15 protein-coding genes are annotated in these 15959 nt (G+C 72.4%); 8 read left to right on the top strand and 7 right to left on the bottom strand.

The genetic code is table 11. The features are described 5' to 3' along the window. Positions 1 to 30: 30 nt before the first annotated feature. The 3 genes from AB0C12_RS09475 (at position 31) to AB0C12_RS09465 (ending at position 3414) form a co-directional block, all read left to right on the top strand. A complete protein-coding gene (locus tag AB0C12_RS09475; RefSeq protein WP_360545962.1) occupies positions 31 to 1440 on the top strand; it encodes a serine protease in 1410 nt (469 codons plus the stop codon). 15 nt (positions 1441 to 1455) lie between these two features. Beyond that, positions 1456 to 2211: a phosphatase PAP2 family protein gene (locus AB0C12_RS09470; RefSeq protein ID WP_360545960.1), complete on the top strand. Its 756-nt coding sequence runs from the start codon at positions 1456 to 1458 to the stop codon at positions 2209 to 2211. Between the two features lie 372 nt (positions 2212 to 2583). Continuing rightward, positions 2584 to 3414, top strand: coding sequence for a hypothetical protein (locus AB0C12_RS09465; protein ID WP_360545958.1), 831 nt, complete (start codon positions 2584 to 2586; stop codon positions 3412 to 3414). Between the two features lie 6 nt (positions 3415 to 3420). Here AB0C12_RS09465 and nagA read toward each other — a convergent pair whose 3' ends face one another. From nagA to AB0C12_RS09450, 3 genes are read right to left on the bottom strand one after another with little or no spacing between them, the layout of a single operon-like run. Then, positions 3421 to 4521, bottom strand: coding sequence for an N-acetylglucosamine-6-phosphate deacetylase (gene nagA / locus AB0C12_RS09460; RefSeq protein WP_360545956.1), 1101 nt, complete (start codon positions 4519 to 4521; stop codon positions 3421 to 3423). Continuing rightward, a complete protein-coding gene (locus AB0C12_RS09455) occupies positions 4518 to 5444 on the bottom strand; it encodes an ROK family protein (protein WP_360545954.1) in 927 nt (308 codons plus the stop codon). The genes nagA and AB0C12_RS09455 overlap by 4 nt, the downstream gene beginning before the upstream one ends. 36 nt (positions 5445 to 5480) lie before the next feature. Next, positions 5481 to 6404 carry a sugar isomerase gene (locus tag AB0C12_RS09450; protein WP_360545952.1) on the bottom strand — a complete coding sequence of 308 codons (924 nt, stop codon included), beginning with the start codon at positions 6402 to 6404 and terminating at the stop codon, positions 5481 to 5483. A 188-nt stretch (positions 6405 to 6592) separates the two neighbouring features. On the opposite strand from AB0C12_RS09450, the gene AB0C12_RS09445 reads away from it, so the two are divergent. Beyond that, positions 6593 to 7378 (top strand): DeoR/GlpR family DNA-binding transcription regulator, encoded by a 786-nt coding sequence (locus tag AB0C12_RS09445; protein ID WP_360545950.1) that lies wholly within the window; start codon positions 6593 to 6595, stop codon positions 7376 to 7378. Positions 7379 to 7388: 10 nt separating this feature from the next. Here the strand turns inward: AB0C12_RS09445 and AB0C12_RS09440 are convergent, their stop codons facing one another. Then, positions 7389 to 7922, bottom strand: a complete 534-nt coding sequence (locus AB0C12_RS09440) for a DNA mismatch repair protein MutL (RefSeq protein WP_360547085.1) — start codon at positions 7920 to 7922, stop codon at positions 7389 to 7391. Positions 7923 to 8032: 110 nt separating this feature from the next. On the opposite strand from AB0C12_RS09440, the gene AB0C12_RS09435 reads away from it, so the two are divergent. From AB0C12_RS09435 to AB0C12_RS09420, 4 genes are all read left to right on the top strand, one after another. Continuing rightward, positions 8033 to 8719, top strand: a complete 687-nt coding sequence (locus tag AB0C12_RS09435; RefSeq protein WP_360545948.1) for a response regulator transcription factor — start codon at positions 8033 to 8035, stop codon at positions 8717 to 8719. Continuing rightward, a complete protein-coding gene (locus tag AB0C12_RS09430) occupies positions 8716 to 10047 on the top strand; it encodes a HAMP domain-containing sensor histidine kinase (RefSeq protein ID WP_360545946.1) in 1332 nt (443 codons plus the stop codon). The genes AB0C12_RS09435 and AB0C12_RS09430 overlap by 4 nt, the downstream gene beginning before the upstream one ends. 90 nt (positions 10048 to 10137) lie before the next feature. Next, the gene (locus tag AB0C12_RS09425; RefSeq protein WP_360545944.1) at positions 10138 to 10929 is read left to right on the top strand and encodes a lytic polysaccharide monooxygenase; all 792 of its coding nucleotides are present in this window, start codon (positions 10138 to 10140) and stop codon (positions 10927 to 10929) included. Beyond that, positions 10926 to 11510 (top strand): DUF305 domain-containing protein, encoded by a 585-nt coding sequence (locus AB0C12_RS09420; RefSeq protein ID WP_360545942.1) that lies wholly within the window; start codon positions 10926 to 10928, stop codon positions 11508 to 11510. Before AB0C12_RS09425 ends, AB0C12_RS09420 begins: the two co-directional genes overlap by 4 nt. 53 nt (positions 11511 to 11563) lie before the next feature. Here the strand turns inward: AB0C12_RS09420 and AB0C12_RS09415 are convergent, their stop codons facing one another. Genes AB0C12_RS09415 through AB0C12_RS09405 form a run of 3 tightly spaced genes read right to left on the bottom strand, consistent with a single transcriptional unit; the run spans position 11564 to position 15938 of the window. Continuing rightward, a complete protein-coding gene (locus tag AB0C12_RS09415; RefSeq protein WP_360545940.1) occupies positions 11564 to 12418 on the bottom strand; it encodes an ABC transporter permease subunit in 855 nt (284 codons plus the stop codon). Continuing rightward, complete coding sequence (locus tag AB0C12_RS09410; RefSeq protein WP_360545938.1) at positions 12415 to 15186, bottom strand: alpha/beta fold hydrolase; 2772 nt, start codon at positions 15184 to 15186, stop codon at positions 12415 to 12417. The genes AB0C12_RS09415 and AB0C12_RS09410 overlap by 4 nt, the downstream gene beginning before the upstream one ends. A 47-nt stretch (positions 15187 to 15233) precedes the next feature. Continuing rightward, positions 15234 to 15938, bottom strand: a complete 705-nt coding sequence (locus AB0C12_RS09405) for a hypothetical protein (protein WP_360545936.1) — start codon at positions 15936 to 15938, stop codon at positions 15234 to 15236. Between the last annotated feature and the right edge of the window lie 21 nt (positions 15939 to 15959).

Below are 15959 nucleotides of genomic sequence, written 5' to 3'. Positions count from 1 at the left end.
TATGTCGGCGATGTGACTCGAGGGGCAGGAGTGAATTTGCGACGCGCGGTGAGCATCGTCGTCGGGGCGAGTGCGGCCCTGGCACTGGCCGGCACTGCCGGTGCGGCGGCCTGGAAGTACTCGGCGGACGAGGGTCGCCCGGTCGGCTCCTGGCAGGAGGCGCGGTCAGCCCGTACCCCCGTCGCTGCGCAGCAGCCCGCGGCCACGACCGGCCCGGCCGGGACCCCGAGCAGCAGCCCGGCCGCCGACGCCGGCGCCGACGACCGGACCGTGAAGCCGCAGGCCGGCGCGTCCGCGTCGGCCTCGCCGGCCGAGCCCGGCGGCCGGACCGCCGAGTCCGCCACGGCCAAGGGCGGCGACGGCCGCCAGAAGGTCGGCGAGCTGCTGTCGATCGACAAACTGCTGGGGTACGGCGCCCCGGAACGTGAGGTCTTCCACTACCCGCGGGCCTCCTACGTCAAGGTGCACTTCAGCCGCATGGCGATGCTGCCGGGCGACTACGTGACGGTCTCCGACGGCAAGGGCCGCGAGTCCTACCGGTACGACGCGCCGCGGCTGCTGGACGGCGTGTCCACCGACCGCTGGGCCATGTCGATCACCGGTGACACCGCGATCGTCGAGATGCACCGCGGGGGCGGCAACCTGGTCGGCTCGCTGCTCGGCCGGCTCGGCGTGAACGTGGACCAGGTGGCCCGCGGCTACTCGCGCCAGGAACAGGCGCGCGTGCCGGAGTCCCAGCTCACCGCCCCCGGGCGGACGGGCCGGGAAGAGTCGGTCTGCGGCTCGGACGAGAGCAAGGACGCGGTCTGCTACCGCTCGGCCGACCCGGTGGCCTACACCCGTTCCAAGGCCATCGCCCGGTTGCTGATCAACGGCACCGAACTGTGCACCGGCTGGCGGGTCGGCAGCAAGAACCGGATGCTGACCAACAACCACTGCTTCGACAACTCGGCGAACGCGTACGAGACCGAGGTGTGGTTCAACTACCAGTGCGCGACCTGCGGCGGCTTCGAGGTCTTCAAGCCGACGAAGGTCTGGGGCGACAAGGTGCTGGCCACCGAGCACGTGCTGGACTTCACACTCTTCACGGTGGAGAACTTCCGCGCGGTGCAGAAGTTCGGCTACCTGAGCCTGGACACCGCCCGGCCGGCGAAGGGCCAGGAGCTCTACGTGCCGCAGCACCCGGCCGGCGAGCCGACCCGGATCGCCGGGCGCAACGGTGCCCGGGCCGGCACCTGCGCTGTCGCGGACCCCGCCTTCGACGGGTACGCCGCGGACTCGGACGTCTCGTACTACTGCGACACCGAGGGCGGATCCAGCGGCAGCCCGGTGCTGTCCCGCAAGACCAACCGGGTCGTGGCGCTGCACCACTTCGGCGGCTGCCCCAACTCCGGAGTCCGCGCCGACCTGCTGAACGCCAAGATCAAGTCGTATCTCTGACGTACCGTATGCGCCATGCGGGCTCCGGTGGCGACAGTGACGAGACGCGGCCGGCTGCTGCCCTGGCTGATCGACCTGGCCCTGCTGGCCGGCTTCGTCGTGCTGACCGTCGCCCTGGCCCGCGGCCACCTGCTGACCCTGGACGAGCGGGTGGCCGACTGGGCCGGCACGCACCGGCCGACACCGTTCTACGTGCTGCTGCGGGTGCTCAACTACCTCGGCCAGGGCGGCCAGGTGCTGATGCCGGTCGCGCTGCTGCTGGCCGGGCTGGTGGCCTGGCGGCGGCGCTCGGTACGGCCGCTGCTGGTCTTCGCCGCGGTGTTCGTGCTGACCTACGTCACGATCGGCCCGCTGAAGATCTGGCTGGACCGCGCGGCCCCGGCCTTCGACGGCCCCGACCGGCTGGTGCTGTTCAACGCCCACGCCTCCGGCATCGAGGCGATGAGCTACCCGTCCGGGCACGTGGCGAACGCGCTGGCCTGGTACGGCGTCATCGCGGTGCTGCTCAACGCGGTGCTGCGGTCGCTGGACCGGCCGGTGCTGTCGCCGCGGGCGTACCTCGCGTTGCGGGTGCTGCCACCGGCCATCGTCTTCTGCACGACGACCTGGCTGGCCTTCCATTGGATCACCGACTCGGTGGCCGGACTGCTGCTCGGCCTGATCCTGACCCGGCTGCTGGCCCGCATCCCGTGGGACACGATCCCGCTGCCCGGCCTGCCCCGCGGCATCGACCGCCCGGCCGGACTGCAGGCTCCGCAGTTCTTGTCGTAGGCCCGGTTTACGATGCTGGCCAGTGAGCCGGACTGAGCGACCCATCGTGGACCGCGCGGCTACGGGGGGCGGGTAAATTAAGGTCCCCGGCGAGTCTCGGGACCCCAAAGGTATTCCGTGACCCCGCCCCCCGCTCGCTCTTCCGAAAGCTCTGAGTGACCGGACACCGGCGATTGCGTAGTTGCCCTACCCTCTGAGGCGTCAGGACCGTCAGCGGTTCGAGAGGACAGCTCAGCGATGACGCTTCCCAGGATGTCCCGACGCCACGCCCGCCCCGTCGATCACCCGGCCGCAGTCCTCTCCCATTTGCGTTCGAGGGTGCACCGCGATCCTGACCCCCGGTCCGGCCCGGAATTCCGGGACGTGGTTGCGGTGGGATCAGCGCTCCTGCTGCTGCTGTTCATCATCAAGTCGTACGGGGTCGCCCACTATTCGCTCACGACCACCACCGCACTGCTCGTCGCGACGCCGAGTCAGGTCGCGCTGGGCACGGTGACCATCTACGCGTACTACGTGCTGCCGGCCGTCGCGCTCGGCACGGCCTGGTTCGCCGTCATGTTCCGGGACCGGATCCGGCCGGCCTTCTGGCCCCTGATCGCGATCGTGGTCATCCTGACAGCGCTGGCCTCACCGCTGACCTACCTGGTCCGCGGGGTGGCTGTGCTGCTGGTGGCGGTCTGGTGGGAGATGGTGATCCGGCGCTACCGGCGGGTGTGGGCGGACCTGCCCGGCGAGCTGGGCCGGCGCCGCCGCCGGATCCTGTCCGGACTGCGCGGGCTGTCCATCGTCTACCTGGGCGCCGGCGCGATGGCCGGCCTCTTCCTCTTCAGCCTCGACGTCCCGTGGGTCTCGGCCCAGGCCTTCCAGGTGACCGACCCGGCGGTGGTGTCCACCCAGAACAGGCAGGTCCGCGCCGATGAGCTGACCATCGAGACGGCCAACCGCTTCGTCGGCTACCCGATCGACGAGAACGAGGAGTGGGTGACGGTCCTGCACGCCGACACCCGGTACATCATGCGCATCCCGCAGTCGCAGGTGCAGTACCGGCTGACCTGCCACAACGAGGCCGACCAGCTGCACGGGGACCGCCCGCTGTTCGAGGCGTTGCAGGGCAACCCGTACGTCTCGCACAACATCGACTGCCGGAAGGTGCTGAACGACCTCGAGCAGAGGCCGCTGGGCAAACCGTTCCCGCTGCAGTGACGCCGGTCAGAGCCAGGCGCCGGCGCGCATCACGCGCTTGACCGTCAGATCCGGCGCCAGCACGACCAGATCGGCCCGCAACCCCGCCTCCAGCGCCCCCACCTCGTCGGCCAGGCCCAGGACGCGGGCCGGTGTCGTCGCCGCCATCTCCGCCGCCGCCGGCAGGTCCAGCCCCGCGCCCACCGCCTGCCGGAACGCCGCATCCATGGTCAGTGTGCTGCCCGCGATCGAGCCGTCGCGGACCAGCCGGGCCACCCGGTCGGCGACCGTCACTTCCTGGCCGCCCAGTTCGTAGCGGCCGTCCGGCATCCCGGCCGCGTCCATCGCGTCGGTGACCAGTGCCGTGCGGGCCGGTCCGGCCGCGTGGGCCGCGAAGCGCAGCATCCCGTCGTGCAGGTGGATGCCGTCGGCGACCAGTTCGCAGACGATCGTGGGGGAGTCCAGCAGGGCGATGATCGGACCCGGCTCGCGGTGGTGAGCCGGTCGCATGCCGTTGCACAGGTGGGTGCCGACGGTCGCGCCGGCCGCGACCCCGGCCAGGGTCTGCTCGTACGTCGCGTCGGTGTGTCCCAGGGCCGCGACGACCCCGTGCCCGGTCAGGTATTTCACCGCGTCCAGGGCGCCGGGCAGTTCGGGGGCGATGGTGACCATCCGGACCGCGCCCCGGCCCAGCTCGACCAGGGCACTCAGTTCCGCCAGCGACGGCTCGCGCAGAAAGGCCGGGTTCTGCGCACCGCAGCGGGTGTGGGACAGGTACGGCCCCTCGTAGTGCACCCCGGCGATCGTGCCGTCGGTGACCAGGGGCCGGTACGCCGTCGTGGCGTCGCGCATCAGCTCGTACGGGGAGCTGACCAGGCTGGCGAGCATCGTCGTGGTGCCGTGGCGCAGGTGGAAGGCCGCCGCGGCGCGGGCCGCCGCCGGGTCGCCCTGGGTGAACGTGTGCCCGCCGCCGCCGTGGCAGTGCAGGTCCACGAAACCCGGGACGATGATGTCGTCGCCCGGGTGGCCCCGTTCCGTGACGTCCAGAATCGTCGGCCCGTCCACTTCGACGTACCCGGGGACCACTGCCCCGGGCCGGACGACGCGGCCGCTGATCTTCTCCGTCAAGAGGGTGCCTCCAGGGTGTCGAGGGCCAGCAGAGCCGCGCCCAGGCAGCCAGCGGTGTCGCCCAGGGCCGCGCGCACGATCCGCGGCATCCGGTGGAAGGTGATCCGGGCGTCCAGGGCGATCCGCAGCGGGGCGAGCAGGGCCTCCCCGGACTCGGCGAGCCCGCCGCCGAGCACCACGATCCCGGCGTCGTACAGCGCCTGGGCGGTGAGCAGGCCGTCCGCGAACGCCTCGACGGCCTCGGTCCAGACGGTCCGGGCCAGCTCCTCGCCCGCGGCCGCGCGGGTGACGACGTCGGAGGCGGTGACCCCGGTGATGCCGGAGAGCTCCACGTAGCGGCGGCCGACCGCGGACGCCGACGCCACCGATTCGAGGCAGCCGCGGGCACCACAGCCGCACGGTGGGCCGCCGGGCCGCACGATGACGTGGCCGACCTCGCCGGCCGCGCCGTGCGCGCCCGCGAACGCCTTGCCGTCGACCACGTGCGCGGCGGCGATGCCGGTGCCGATCGCGATGAAGAGCACGTGCCGTTCCTCGCGGCCCGCGCCGAGGCGGGCCTCGGCCATGCCGCCCACCCGGACGTCGTGGCCGAGCGCGGCGGGCACGCCCAGGCGGTCCGAGACCAGAGCCCGCAGCGGTACGTCGCGGAAGCCGACGTTGCTGGACCACACAGCGGTGCCGGTCTCCTCGTCGACGACGCCGGGCACGGCGACACCGGCGGCGACCGGGGTCAACCCGTCCGCGCGGGCCCGGTCGGCCAGGCCGGCGGCGACGTCGAGGATGTTCGCGGTGACCGCCTCGGGACCCCGGGCCGCGAGCGTCGGGTGCCGCTCGGCGTGGTGGACCGTGCCGTCCGGGCGCACCAGGGCGCACTTCATGCCGGTGCCGCCGACATCCAGCGCCACCACGACGTCGTTGCTCACGGTGCTACCTCTCGCCGCGCGGGCCGGGGCGGGCGTTCACGTGAGGACGACCGAGCGGGTCAGGTTGCGCGGGTGGTCGGGGTCGAGCCCCTGGCTGGTGGCCAGCAGCACGGCGACCCGCTGGGCCACGACGAGGTCGGCCATCGGGTCGAGCGGGGCCCGGCCGCCGCACCAGCTGCCCAGCGCGGCGTAGCCGCCGTTGTAGCGGCTGTGCACGAACGCGGCGCCGGTCGCCTCCACGTCGTCGGCCAGCCCGGCCGGGATCTCGCCGAACGCCCAGACCACCCGGCCGGGGCCGGCGATCGAGATGGGCCCGTGCCGGTAGTCCATCGCCGGGTACGCCTCGGCCCACCACGCCGCGGCCTCGCGGCACTTGAGGGCGGCCTCCTCGGCGAGCCCGATCGTCCAGCCGCGGCCGAGGAAGGTGATCTGCTGGGCCAGCGCGGGGTGCACGGGCAGCGGCAGGCGGATGGCGACCTCGGCGTCGGCGGCGATCGGCTCGATGTCGACGCCCAGGTGGGCCCGGAGCATCGCCAGGGTGCTGGTGGCGAAGCGGGTCTGCACGACGGAGAGCTCGTCGGCGAAGTCCAGCACCACCGCGTCCTTGGCCACCGCGGCGGCCGGCTCGGCGCCGTCGGCGGTGATGACGGTGGTCGGCGTCCGGCCGTCCAGCGCGTCCAGCAGCTCGATGACCTCGGTCGTCGTGCCGGAACGGGTGATCGCGACGACCCGGTCGTAGCTGCGGCCGAGCGGGAACTCGGAGGCCTGGAAGGCGTCGGTCTCGCCGAGGGCCGACTGCTCCCGGAGGGCGGCGTAGGCCTTCGCCATGAACCAGGAGGTGCCGCAACCCACGACCGCGACCCGTTCGCCCGGGCCGGGCAGGCCGGGCGAGTCGGCGAGTTTGGCGGCCTGCAGCCAGCAGTCGGGCTGGCTGGCGATCTCCACCTTGACGTGACTCATGGCAGTTTTCCCTACAATCGCCTGCGCAGATGCGCTCGGTTCACCGGTATTTCGAGCGTCATTCTGCGTGGAAGGTCTGCGCATCCGCAACCACCGGAGCGTGTTCGAGCAGGCACGCTCTTTGCTTCGTGAGGTTTCGCGCACTAATGTGCACACTCTTATCACGAAACGTGCAGCAGGGAGCTCGGGTGGACCGGTACGCGCGGTGGAATGCCCTGCTCGAGTTACTGGCCGAGAGCGGCCGGGTCAGCGTCGAGGACGCCGCCGGCCGGCTCGACGTCTCGCAGGCCACCATCCGCCGCGACTTCGACCAGCTCGCGCAGCAGCAGATGATCACCCGGACCCGGGGCGGCGCGGTCGCCAACGGCGTCTCCTACGACTTGCCGCTGCGCTACAAGAGCGCCAAGCACTCGGCGGAGAAGCAGCGCATCGGCGAGGCGGCGGCCAACCTGGTGGTGCCGGGCACGGTGGTCGGTCTCAACGGCGGCACCACCATGACCGAGGTGGCCCGGGCCCTGGCGGTCCGGCCCGACCTCAACACCAGCGGCGACGGTGCCCAGCTGACCGTGGTGACCAACGCGCTGAACATCGCCAACGAGCTGCTGGTCCGTTCCCGGATGAAGATCGTGGTGGCCGGCGGCGTGGTCCGTCCGCAGTCCTTCGAGCTGGTCGGCCCGCTGGGCGGGGCGCTGCTCAAGGAGGTCACCCTCGACATCGTGCTGCTCGGTGTGGACGCGCTCGACGTGGAGCTGGGCGCGGCGGCCCACCACGAGGGTGAGGCGGCGATGAACAGCCTGATGGTCGCCCGGGCCAAGCGGGTCGTGGTGATCGCCGACTCGTCCAAGCTCGGCGGCCACGCCTTCGCCCGGATCTGCCCGATCAGCAAGGTCGAGACACTGGTCACCGACTCCGGGGCCCCGGAAGAGCTGCTGGCCGGCTTCCGCGACGCGGGCGTCCAGGTGGTCTGCGCCTGAGCCGCCGGGCCTACTCGCCGATCTCGCTGACCTCGGCGAACGGTTTGTTGATGTTCCAGGCCACATGGATGATGAAGCTGTGGTTGACCTCGTTGAAGTAGACCGCGAGGTTGTCCGGGCTGTTCTGCACCGTCGCCACCGAGAAGCCGTCGCTGGGCGTCGCGGTGACCACCTTGACGTTGTCCTCGGTCACCCGGATCACCGCAGAGCCACCCTCGACCCGGAACGAGCGCACGTACGACTTGCTGCCGTCACCGTCCGTGGTCACCGTCCAGCCGTCCTCGGTCGTGGTGGTGCTCTCGGCGGGAGCGGTGGTGGTCGTCGTCCGCGGCGGGGACGGCGTGGCCGAGGTGCGCGCCGGCGCTGAGGTCGGCCGCCGCGCCCTGGTGGTGGTCGTGGCACTGGGCTCCGGCTCGGGCTCCGCGGTGGGGGACGTGCTGGGCGGCGGCAGCGGCGAGGGCCCGGCCTGCCCGGAGTCGCGCAGCTGATCCACCGAGACGAGCGAGCTCTCGTCCGGCGTCGCGGTGCGCAGCACGGGCAGCATGGCCACCGACGCCAGCGCCACGCTGGTGACGGTCGCGGCACACCAGCCGAGCACGGGAGCCAGGGGAGATCGCACGCGACCATGATCCCACTTGGTTCTAGGGTGTCGCCATGGCGCTGATTCTGCTGGTCGAGGACGATCGCTACATCACGGCCGCCCTGAGTAGGGCGTTGTCCGACGCCGGGCACGTGGTGCGGCCGGTCGGCCAGGCGACCGAGGCGCTCCGGATCCTCACCCAGGAACGGCCCGATCTGGTGATCCTCGACCTGGGCCTGCCCGACATCGACGGCACGGACGCGCTGCGGATGATGCGGCAGGTGTCCGAGGTGCCGGTCATCGTGGCCACCGCCCGGCGGGCCGAGGCCGACATCATCACGCTGCTCAGCGCCGGCGCCGACGACTACGTGACCAAGCCGTTCTCCGGCGGGCACATCCTGGCCCGGATCGAGGCGGTGCTGCGGCGGACCCGGGCGGCGGCCGACACCACGCCCAACACCATCACCGTCGGTGAGCTCACGATCAGCCCGCGGCAGCGCAAGGCGTCGTTGCACGGCAAGCCGCTGCAACTGACCCGGCGGGAGTTCGACGTGCTCACGTACCTGGCCGAACGGGTCGGGCAGGTGGTCAGCCGGCGGGAGCTGCTGACCGAGGTGTGGAACCAGTCGCGGATCGGCGAGGAGCAGACCATCGACGTGCACATCTCCTGGCTGCGCCGCAAGCTCGGCGAGACGGCCGCGGCGCCCCGGTTCCTGCACACCGTGCGCGGGGTCGGCGTGATGATGGTCGAACCCCAGTGAGGTGGCAGCTGAACCGGCTGGCGCTGGCCATCACGTCGATGGTCGCGCTGGCGTTCCTCGTGCCGCTCATCTTCGCGACCCGGCAGATTGCCCACGACCGGGCCATCGGTGACGCCCGCCAGCAGGCCGCGGCCATGGTCGCCGCCCTCGCCGTGAACGCCGACCCCAAGCTGCTGACCAGCGCCGTCGCCAGCACGGTGGCCGGTAGCGCGGGCCGGCTCGCGGTGCACCTGCCCGGCATCGCCCCGGTCGGCACCACCCACGTGACCGGCGCGGACGTCGCCTCGGCGACCTCCTACCGGCGGCCGGTGACCGCGCCGGCGGCCGGCGGCCTGGCCTACCTGCAACCCAGCGTGCTCAGCGACGGCCGGGCGGTGGTCATCGAGGTCTACGTTCCCGAGGCGGAGATGCGGCGCGGGGTGTGGCCGGCCTGGTTCGCCCTGGGTGGCCTGGCCATCGCCCTGGTGGCCGGCTCGACGCTGGTGGCCGACCGGCTCGGCAGCCGGCTGGTCCGCGCGACCCGGGACCTGGCCGGCTCCAGCCGCCGCCTCGGCGCGGGCGAGCTCACCGCCCGGGTCACCCCGTCCGGGCCGCCGGAGCTGCGCGACGCCGCCGTCGCCTTCAACACGATGGCCGGCGACCTGCGCCGGCTGCTGGACGCCGAACGCGAGCTCGCGGCCGACCTGTCGCACCGGCTCCGGACACCGCTGACCGCGCTGCGCCTGGACGCCGAGGCGATGCCGCCGGGGCTGATCGCGGACCGGATGCGCCAGGCCTGCGACATGCTCGACGAGGAGCTCGAGGCGATCATCGCGGGGGCGCGGCTCGGCGTCGAGGCCCGCGGCGCCCAGCAGTCCGACCTGGTCGAGGTGCTCGCCGAGCGGCTGGCCTTCTGGTCGGCGCTGGCCGAGGACCAGGCGCGGCCCTGGCAGGTGGTGGGCGGTGATCATCCCGTACCGGTGCCGCTGCCCCGCAGCGAGCTGATCCTGGCCGTTGACGCCCTGCTCGGCAACGTCTTCGCGCACACCCCGGAGGGCGTGGCCTTCCGCGTGACCGTCTCCGAGGCAGGGCTGCTGGTCGACGACGCCGGACCCGGGATCAGCGATCCGGCCGCCGCGGTGCGCCGCGGGGTCAGCGGGGCCGGCTCGTCCGGGCTGGGGCTGGACATCGTGCGCCGGGTCGCCGAGGCGGCCGGTGGGCGGCTGATGATCGAGCGCGGGCCGCTGGGCGGGGCCCGGATCGCGATGCTGCTGCCCGTACCGGAAGGAGAGCGGGCCGTGGCTGCCCCGCGCCCGGCGGGCCGCCGTCGGCGCGGCGCTGCTTCATGATTGTTTCCGTTGCCTTTAAGGCTTCTTTATGGAAAGCCTCGTTACGTTTCCCGCTGTCCGAACCGCACGACACGTTGGGAGACCAAGACGATGCGCAGGTCCATCGCCTATCCGCTGGTGGCACTCGGAGCACTCGGCTCGACGCTGGTCGGTGCGGCGCCCGCCCTCGCGCACGGCTACGTCTCCGCCCCGCCCAGCCGGCAGGCGCTGTGCGCGTCCGGCGCGGTCGCCAACTGTGGGCAGATCCAGTTCGAGCCGCAGAGCGTCGAGGGCCCCAAGGGCCGGCGATCCTGCGACGGCGGGGTGGCCGGCTTCTCGGTGCTCTCCGACGAGAGCCGCAACTGGCCGGCCAAGGCGGTCGGTTCCACGGTCACCTTCACCTGGGTGATGACGGCCCGGCACCGCACCAGCAACTGGGAATACTTCATCGGTGACAAGAAGGTCGCGACCGTCGACGGCGGCAACGCGCAGCCCGATGCGGTGGTCACCCACAAGGTCGACCTGAGCGCGTTCCCCGGCAAGCAGAAGGTGCTGGCGGTCTGGAACATCGGCGACACGGCGAACGCCTTCTACAGCTGCATCGACCTCAACGTGGGCGGCAGCGGCGGATCCGGAGGCACGACGCCACCGACCACCAAGCCGACCACGGCGCCGACCACCGCCGCGCCGACCACTGCCCCGACTGCGGCTCCCACAGCGACCACCAAGGCTCCCGCTGTCCCGATCGCCGAGGACGGCAAGAAGTGGGCGCCGGGCGTCGCGTACCGCACCGGCGACAAGGTGACCTACCAGGGCAAGACCTACCAGTGCCGGCAGTCGCACTCGTCGATCCGCAGCTGGGAGCCGTCCATCTACACCCTCGCTCTCTGGCTGCCGCTGTGAAACTCCGCTACGCGACAGTCCTGATGGCGGGCGCCCTGCTGCTCGGCGCCTGCGGCACGGCCAAGGAAGCGCCGGTGACCGAGGTCGCGGCCCAGGCGGCGGTGCAGGCCGAAGGCGGCCACAACGCCACCGACGTGATGTACCTGCAGATGATGGTCGCGCACCACGAGCAGGGCCTGGAGATGGTCCGCCTGGCCGAGAAGCGCGCCGGGCGCACCGAGATCCGCACCCTGGCCAAGGCGATCGACGTCACCCAGGCCGACGAGGTCAAACTGATGACCGGCTGGCTGGAGCAGTGGTCGGCACCGACCAAGGTGGACCACGCGCCGAGCGCCCACGCCGACCACGGTGGCCTCCCGGCCACGGGCGACGAGGAGATCGCGGCGCTGAAGGACGCCAAGGGCACGGCCTTCGAGACGGCGTTCCTGAACCTGTTCGTCGCCCACCAGCACAACGCCGTGGAGATGGCCCAGCTGGAGACGACCAAGGGCAGCAACGCCGAGGCCAAGGCGTTCGCGGACCGGGTCAAGGCCTCCCGGGCCGATCAGATCAAGCAGATGCTCCAGCTCATGAACAGCTGAGGCACCGAGAACCAGCGGCGGTCCACCTGGCGGGGTGGGCCGCCGCTTCGCGTTCAGGAAGTGATGTCCTTGCGGGTGAAGCGGTAGAACGCCAGGGACCAGAAGATCGTCGCGTAGCAGACCGCCGAGATGGCCCCCTTCACCACGTCGTCCGTCTGCATCGGGGTCGACAGCAGGCCCAGCCAGGCGTCGCTGTAGTGGGTCGGCAGGAAGTTGCGGATCGAGCCCAGCGCCGTGATCTGGTCGAGGATGCCGGACAGGATCCAGAGCAGCACCGCGCCGCCGACCGCGCCCAGGGCCGCGTCCGTCAGGACCGACAGCAGGAATGCCAGGCCGGCCACCACCAGCAGGACCACGGCCAGGTAGCCGAGGATCGCCAGCAGGCGCAGCACGCCCTCACCGGCCGGGATCTCCGCCGCCACCGTGCTGCCCAGCGGATGCCAGCCGTAGCGCACGGTGCCGATCAGCAGGGCTGTGCCGGCCAGCGTCAGCAGGGCCAGCAGTGAGTAACCCAGCGCCACGACCAGTTTCACGCCCAGCAGCCGAGCCCGGGGGACCGGGACGGCCAGCAGGTAGCGCAGGCTGCCCCAGCTCGCCTCGCTGGCCACCGTGTCGCCGCAGAACAGGGCGACCACCACGACCAGCAGGAAGCCCGCCGACACGAAGATGCTGAACAGGGCGAAGTTCAGCCCGCCCGAGGTGGCCAGGTCGACCAGGCTGGCGAAGGCCCCGCCGCCGTTGTCGTCGTCGCCGTCCCCGCCGAACTCGAACGCCAGCAGGATGATCACCGGCAGCAGGGCCATGAAGCCCAGGGCCAGCTGGGTCCGGCGGCGGGATGCCTGCCGGCGTACCTCGGCCAGCAACGGCATGGTGGCCGTCGCCCGGTAGCCCGTCGCAGCGGCGCTCATCGGTCTCCACTTCCTCGCGAGTTGTCGCCCACCAGGGCCAGGAACGCGTCCTCCAGGCGCCGCCGGGGCACCACCCGGTCCACCCCGATCCCGGCGCGCACCAGCGAGGCCACCACCTCGGTACGCGGCGTGCCGTTCATGTCCACGATCAGCCCCGAAGCACCCTCCGGGGTCACCGACCGCACGTCCATCCCGGCCAGCACCAGCTCGGCGGCCGGTACGTCGGACACCTCCAGCTGCACCGACGGGCTCTCGCCGACGATGTCGTCGACCGGTCCCGCCGCGACGATCCGGCCCTTGTTCACCACCACCGCGTGCGTGCAGGTCTGCTCCACCTCGGCGAGCAGGTGGCTGGAGACCAGCACCGCCCGGCCGTCGGTCGCGTAGCGCTTCAGGACCCGGCGCATCTCGGCGATCTGCGGCGGGTCCAGCCCGTCCGTGGGCTCGTCCAGCACCAGCAGCTCGGGCAGGCCCAGCATGGCCTGGGCGATGGCCAGCCGCTGCCGCATGCCGTGGCTGTAGTTCTTCGTCTTGCGGTGCACCGAGTCGCCCAGCCCGGCGATCTCCAGCGCCTCGTCGAAGCGGGCGTCCGCCGCCGGCCGGCCGGTCGCCTGCCAGTACGCGTGCAGGTTCTGCAGCCCGGTCAGGTGCGGCAGGAAGCCCGGGCCCTCGACCAGCGCGCCGACCCGGGACAGCACCGGCGAGCCGGGCTCGAGCCGGTGCCCGAAGACCAGCGCGTCGCCCTCGGTCGGCATGGTCAGGCCCATCAGCACCCGCAGCGTGGTGGTCTTGCCCGCGCCGTTGGGACCGAGCAGGCCGACGACCTGGCCGCGCTCGACGGTGAAGTCGACCCGTTCGACGGCGACGAAACCGTCCCCGTACGCCTTGCGCAGGCCCCGCACGACCAGCGGCGTCTCGGCGTACTCGTCGACTGTCGGGGCCTCGTGGCGGCGCAGCCGGCGGCGGCGCACGACCAGGACCACGACGAGCCCGGCGATGATGACCGCGAGCACGCCCAGCAGCACGTACCGCCAGACGATCTGGGGGTTGGCGATCGGCGTGCCCACCGCCGTGGGCAGGCTGACCGCCGGCTCGACCGCGACGGTGTAGGTCGTGGGGTCCGGCGGCGTCAGGAACGCCTGGTCGGAGGTCGCCACCGTGACCCGGACGGTGTGCCCGGCGTCGATCCGGCGCACGATCGCGGGCAGCGTCACGGTGACCGGCTGGGCCGCGCTCACGTCGGTCGGCAGCCCGGTGAGCCGGACCGGCGCGATCAGGCCGCCGCTGAGGGTGGCGGTGCCGTTCGGGTCGACGTCGTAGAGCTTGACGAACAGGGTCGCCGAGCCGGTCGGGGAGGCCGCCCGCAGCCGCACGGTGGGCGCGCCGACCACTTCGATCGCGTCCGTGACCGGCGCCGAGTCGAACTCGGCGTGCTGACCGGCGAGGTCACCGGCCACGCTGCCGAGCAGTGAGCTGAGCTGGCCGCCCACGCCGGGCAGCGAGGACAGCGCGCCGGGGTTGCCGTTCGGCGGGTTGGCGATCGGCTGGGCGGCGCCGCTGACGGTGACCTCGGCGCGGCCGGTGCCGGTCAGGCCGGGGTACGTCGGATCGGAGTACCCGTTGGTGACCAGCCCCCGGTCCAGCGCGCTGAAGCCGGCCACCCGCGAGTAGGTGAAGCTGTTGGCCGGGGTGGCGCCGTCCTTCTTCACGTAGTGGTCGAGCCACTGCGCGGTGAGGAACTTGGTGCGGTCCTGGTCGGTCTGCGGGCCGGAGCCGCCGTCGTGGCCGCCGGTGAACCAGGCGACCCGGACCGGGGTGCCCGTCGCCGCGATGCCCTTGGCGTTGGCGTCGGCCTCCGAGAGCGGGAACAGCGTGTCCACCGCGCCCTGGATGAGCAGCGTGGGTGCCTTGATCTTGTTCAGCACCGGGGCCGGGCTGGAGCGCTGGAGCAGCGCGGTCGTCGCGGCGTCCGGGGTGCCGGTGGTGGCCATCTTCAGGTACGCCGCGCAGACGTCCGCGGCGAAGCGACCACAGGCGGGGTTCGCCACCGGGACCGGCACCGGCGGAGCGTCCACCGCCCCGGCTCCGAGCGGCCCCGAGCCGCTGCCGAAGAAGAGGCCGGCCCAGCTCTTCTTGAAGACGCCGGGGGCGGTGACCCCGGTCGCGGACTGCGGGAAGAACGCCTTGCCGAGGTCGTTCCAGGTGATCAGCGGGACGATCGCGTCGACCCGGGGGTCCTGGGCGGCGAGCAGCAGGGCCAGCGCGCCGCCGTACGAGCCGCCGACCACGCCGACCCGGGGGTCCCCGGCCGCATCCGTCCGCACCCGCGGCTGCTCGGCGAGCCAGTCCAGCAGCCGCTGCGCGTCCTTGACCTCGTAGTCCGGGCTGTCCAGGTGGATCTCGCCGCCGCTGCGCCCGAAGCCGCGGGCGGTCCAGGTCAGGACGGCGTACCCGCGGTCGGCCAGGGACTCGGCGTCGTCGCTGACGGAATTCTTGCTGCCGCCGAAGCCGTGGCCGAGCAGCACCGCCGGCACCTCGTTGTCGCCCGACGGCAGGTAGAACCGGGTGTCCAGGTCGACCGGCTCGGTGCCGGACGGGCCGGAGAGCACGGTCAGCTGCTGGTCCACCGCCGTCCAGGAGTGGCGCTCGGGCAGCGCGGCCCAGCCGATGAGGGCGGCGATCAGGACGAGGGCCACCGATCCGGCCACCACCCGCCGCCGTGTCACTCGGGGCAGGGCACGGCGGAGCCGGGTCGTGAGGGCTGACATGCGGCCCACGCTAGCCGCGGGCCGCTGAGCGGGAGCTGTGAACGTGCCTAGCAGCCCTGCTTGTCGGTGTAGAAGAACTGCACGGCCGGACCCGCACCGGCGTCGATCGCGGTCACCTTGTCGTCCTTGATCCGGAACAGCAGAGCGTTGCCGCCGTCGACCGCGTACCAGGCGCTGGCGCCGACCCAGTCGTCGAGCTGCTTGCCACCGGGGTACATGCCCTTGAGGTTCGCGTAGCCGGTGCCGACCTTGGCGCCCTTCGGAGTGGCCACCTTCGGGCTGGTCACGGTGAGGCGCTGGAGCTTGCCGCCGGTGAACGCCAGGGCCGGCGTGTGGTATTCACCCAGACCCTTGGCGGTCGTACAGGTGTCCTTGGTCCTGGTGACCTTGCCCACCAGATCGGCCGACGTCAGCTCCTTCTGCTGAACACCCACCTGGTACGGGCCGATCCCGGCGGCGGTCAGCACGTCGGGGGAGACCGCGGGCTTGCCGGCCGGACCCTGCGCGGCCCCGCCGCCCTTCTTCGGTGGCTTGGCGGCAGCCGTGCCTTCGGTGGGTGGCGTGCCCGGAGCAGCCGAGGAACCCGGTGCGGCCGAGGCTCCCGGAACACCCAGCCCGCCGTCGGCGGACGGTCCCGCGGAGACGCCCGGTGCCTGCGCGGCGGGCGCCGTGTCGTCGGAGTCGTCACCGCAGCCGGCGACCCCCAGCAGGGTCAGCGTGACAACGGCCAAAGTGGCGTGACGAAGCCTCATCGCGGTGGTGCCTCCCCGGGC

It is taken from the genome of Actinoplanes sp. NPDC048967 (assembly GCF_040649415.1).
Classification (GTDB): Bacteria; Actinomycetota; Actinomycetes; order Mycobacteriales; family Micromonosporaceae; genus Actinoplanes.
Note: the sequence above shows the minus strand (reverse complement) of the source record. Positions and strands in the feature narration are given on the sequence as shown.

Bases quoted from the DNA above. Each gene is read 5' to 3' on its own strand.
- AB0C12_RS09470 (WP_360545960.1), top strand. From the start codon at position 1,456: ATGCGGGCTCCGGTGGCGACAGTGACGAGACGCGGCCGGCTGCTGCCC.
- AB0C12_RS09450 (WP_360545952.1), bottom strand. From the start codon at position 6,404: ATGAGTCACGTCAAGGTGGAGATCGCCAGCCAGCCCGACTGCTGGCTG.
- AB0C12_RS09440 (WP_360547085.1), bottom strand. From the start codon at position 7,922: ATGCTGCCCGTGCTGCGCACCGCGACGCCGGACGAGAGCTCGCTCGTC.
- AB0C12_RS09435 (WP_360545948.1), top strand. From the start codon at position 8,033: ATGGCGCTGATTCTGCTGGTCGAGGACGATCGCTACATCACGGCCGCC.
- AB0C12_RS09425 (WP_360545944.1), top strand. From the start codon at position 10,138: ATGCGCAGGTCCATCGCCTATCCGCTGGTGGCACTCGGAGCACTCGGC.
- AB0C12_RS09415 (WP_360545940.1), bottom strand. From the start codon at position 12,418: ATGAGCGCCGCTGCGACGGGCTACCGGGCGACGGCCACCATGCCGTTG.
- AB0C12_RS09410 (WP_360545938.1), bottom strand. From the start codon at position 15,186: ATGTCAGCCCTCACGACCCGGCTCCGCCGTGCCCTGCCCCGAGTGACA.
- AB0C12_RS09405 (WP_360545936.1), bottom strand. From the start codon at position 15,938: ATGAGGCTTCGTCACGCCACTTTGGCCGTTGTCACGCTGACCCTGCTG.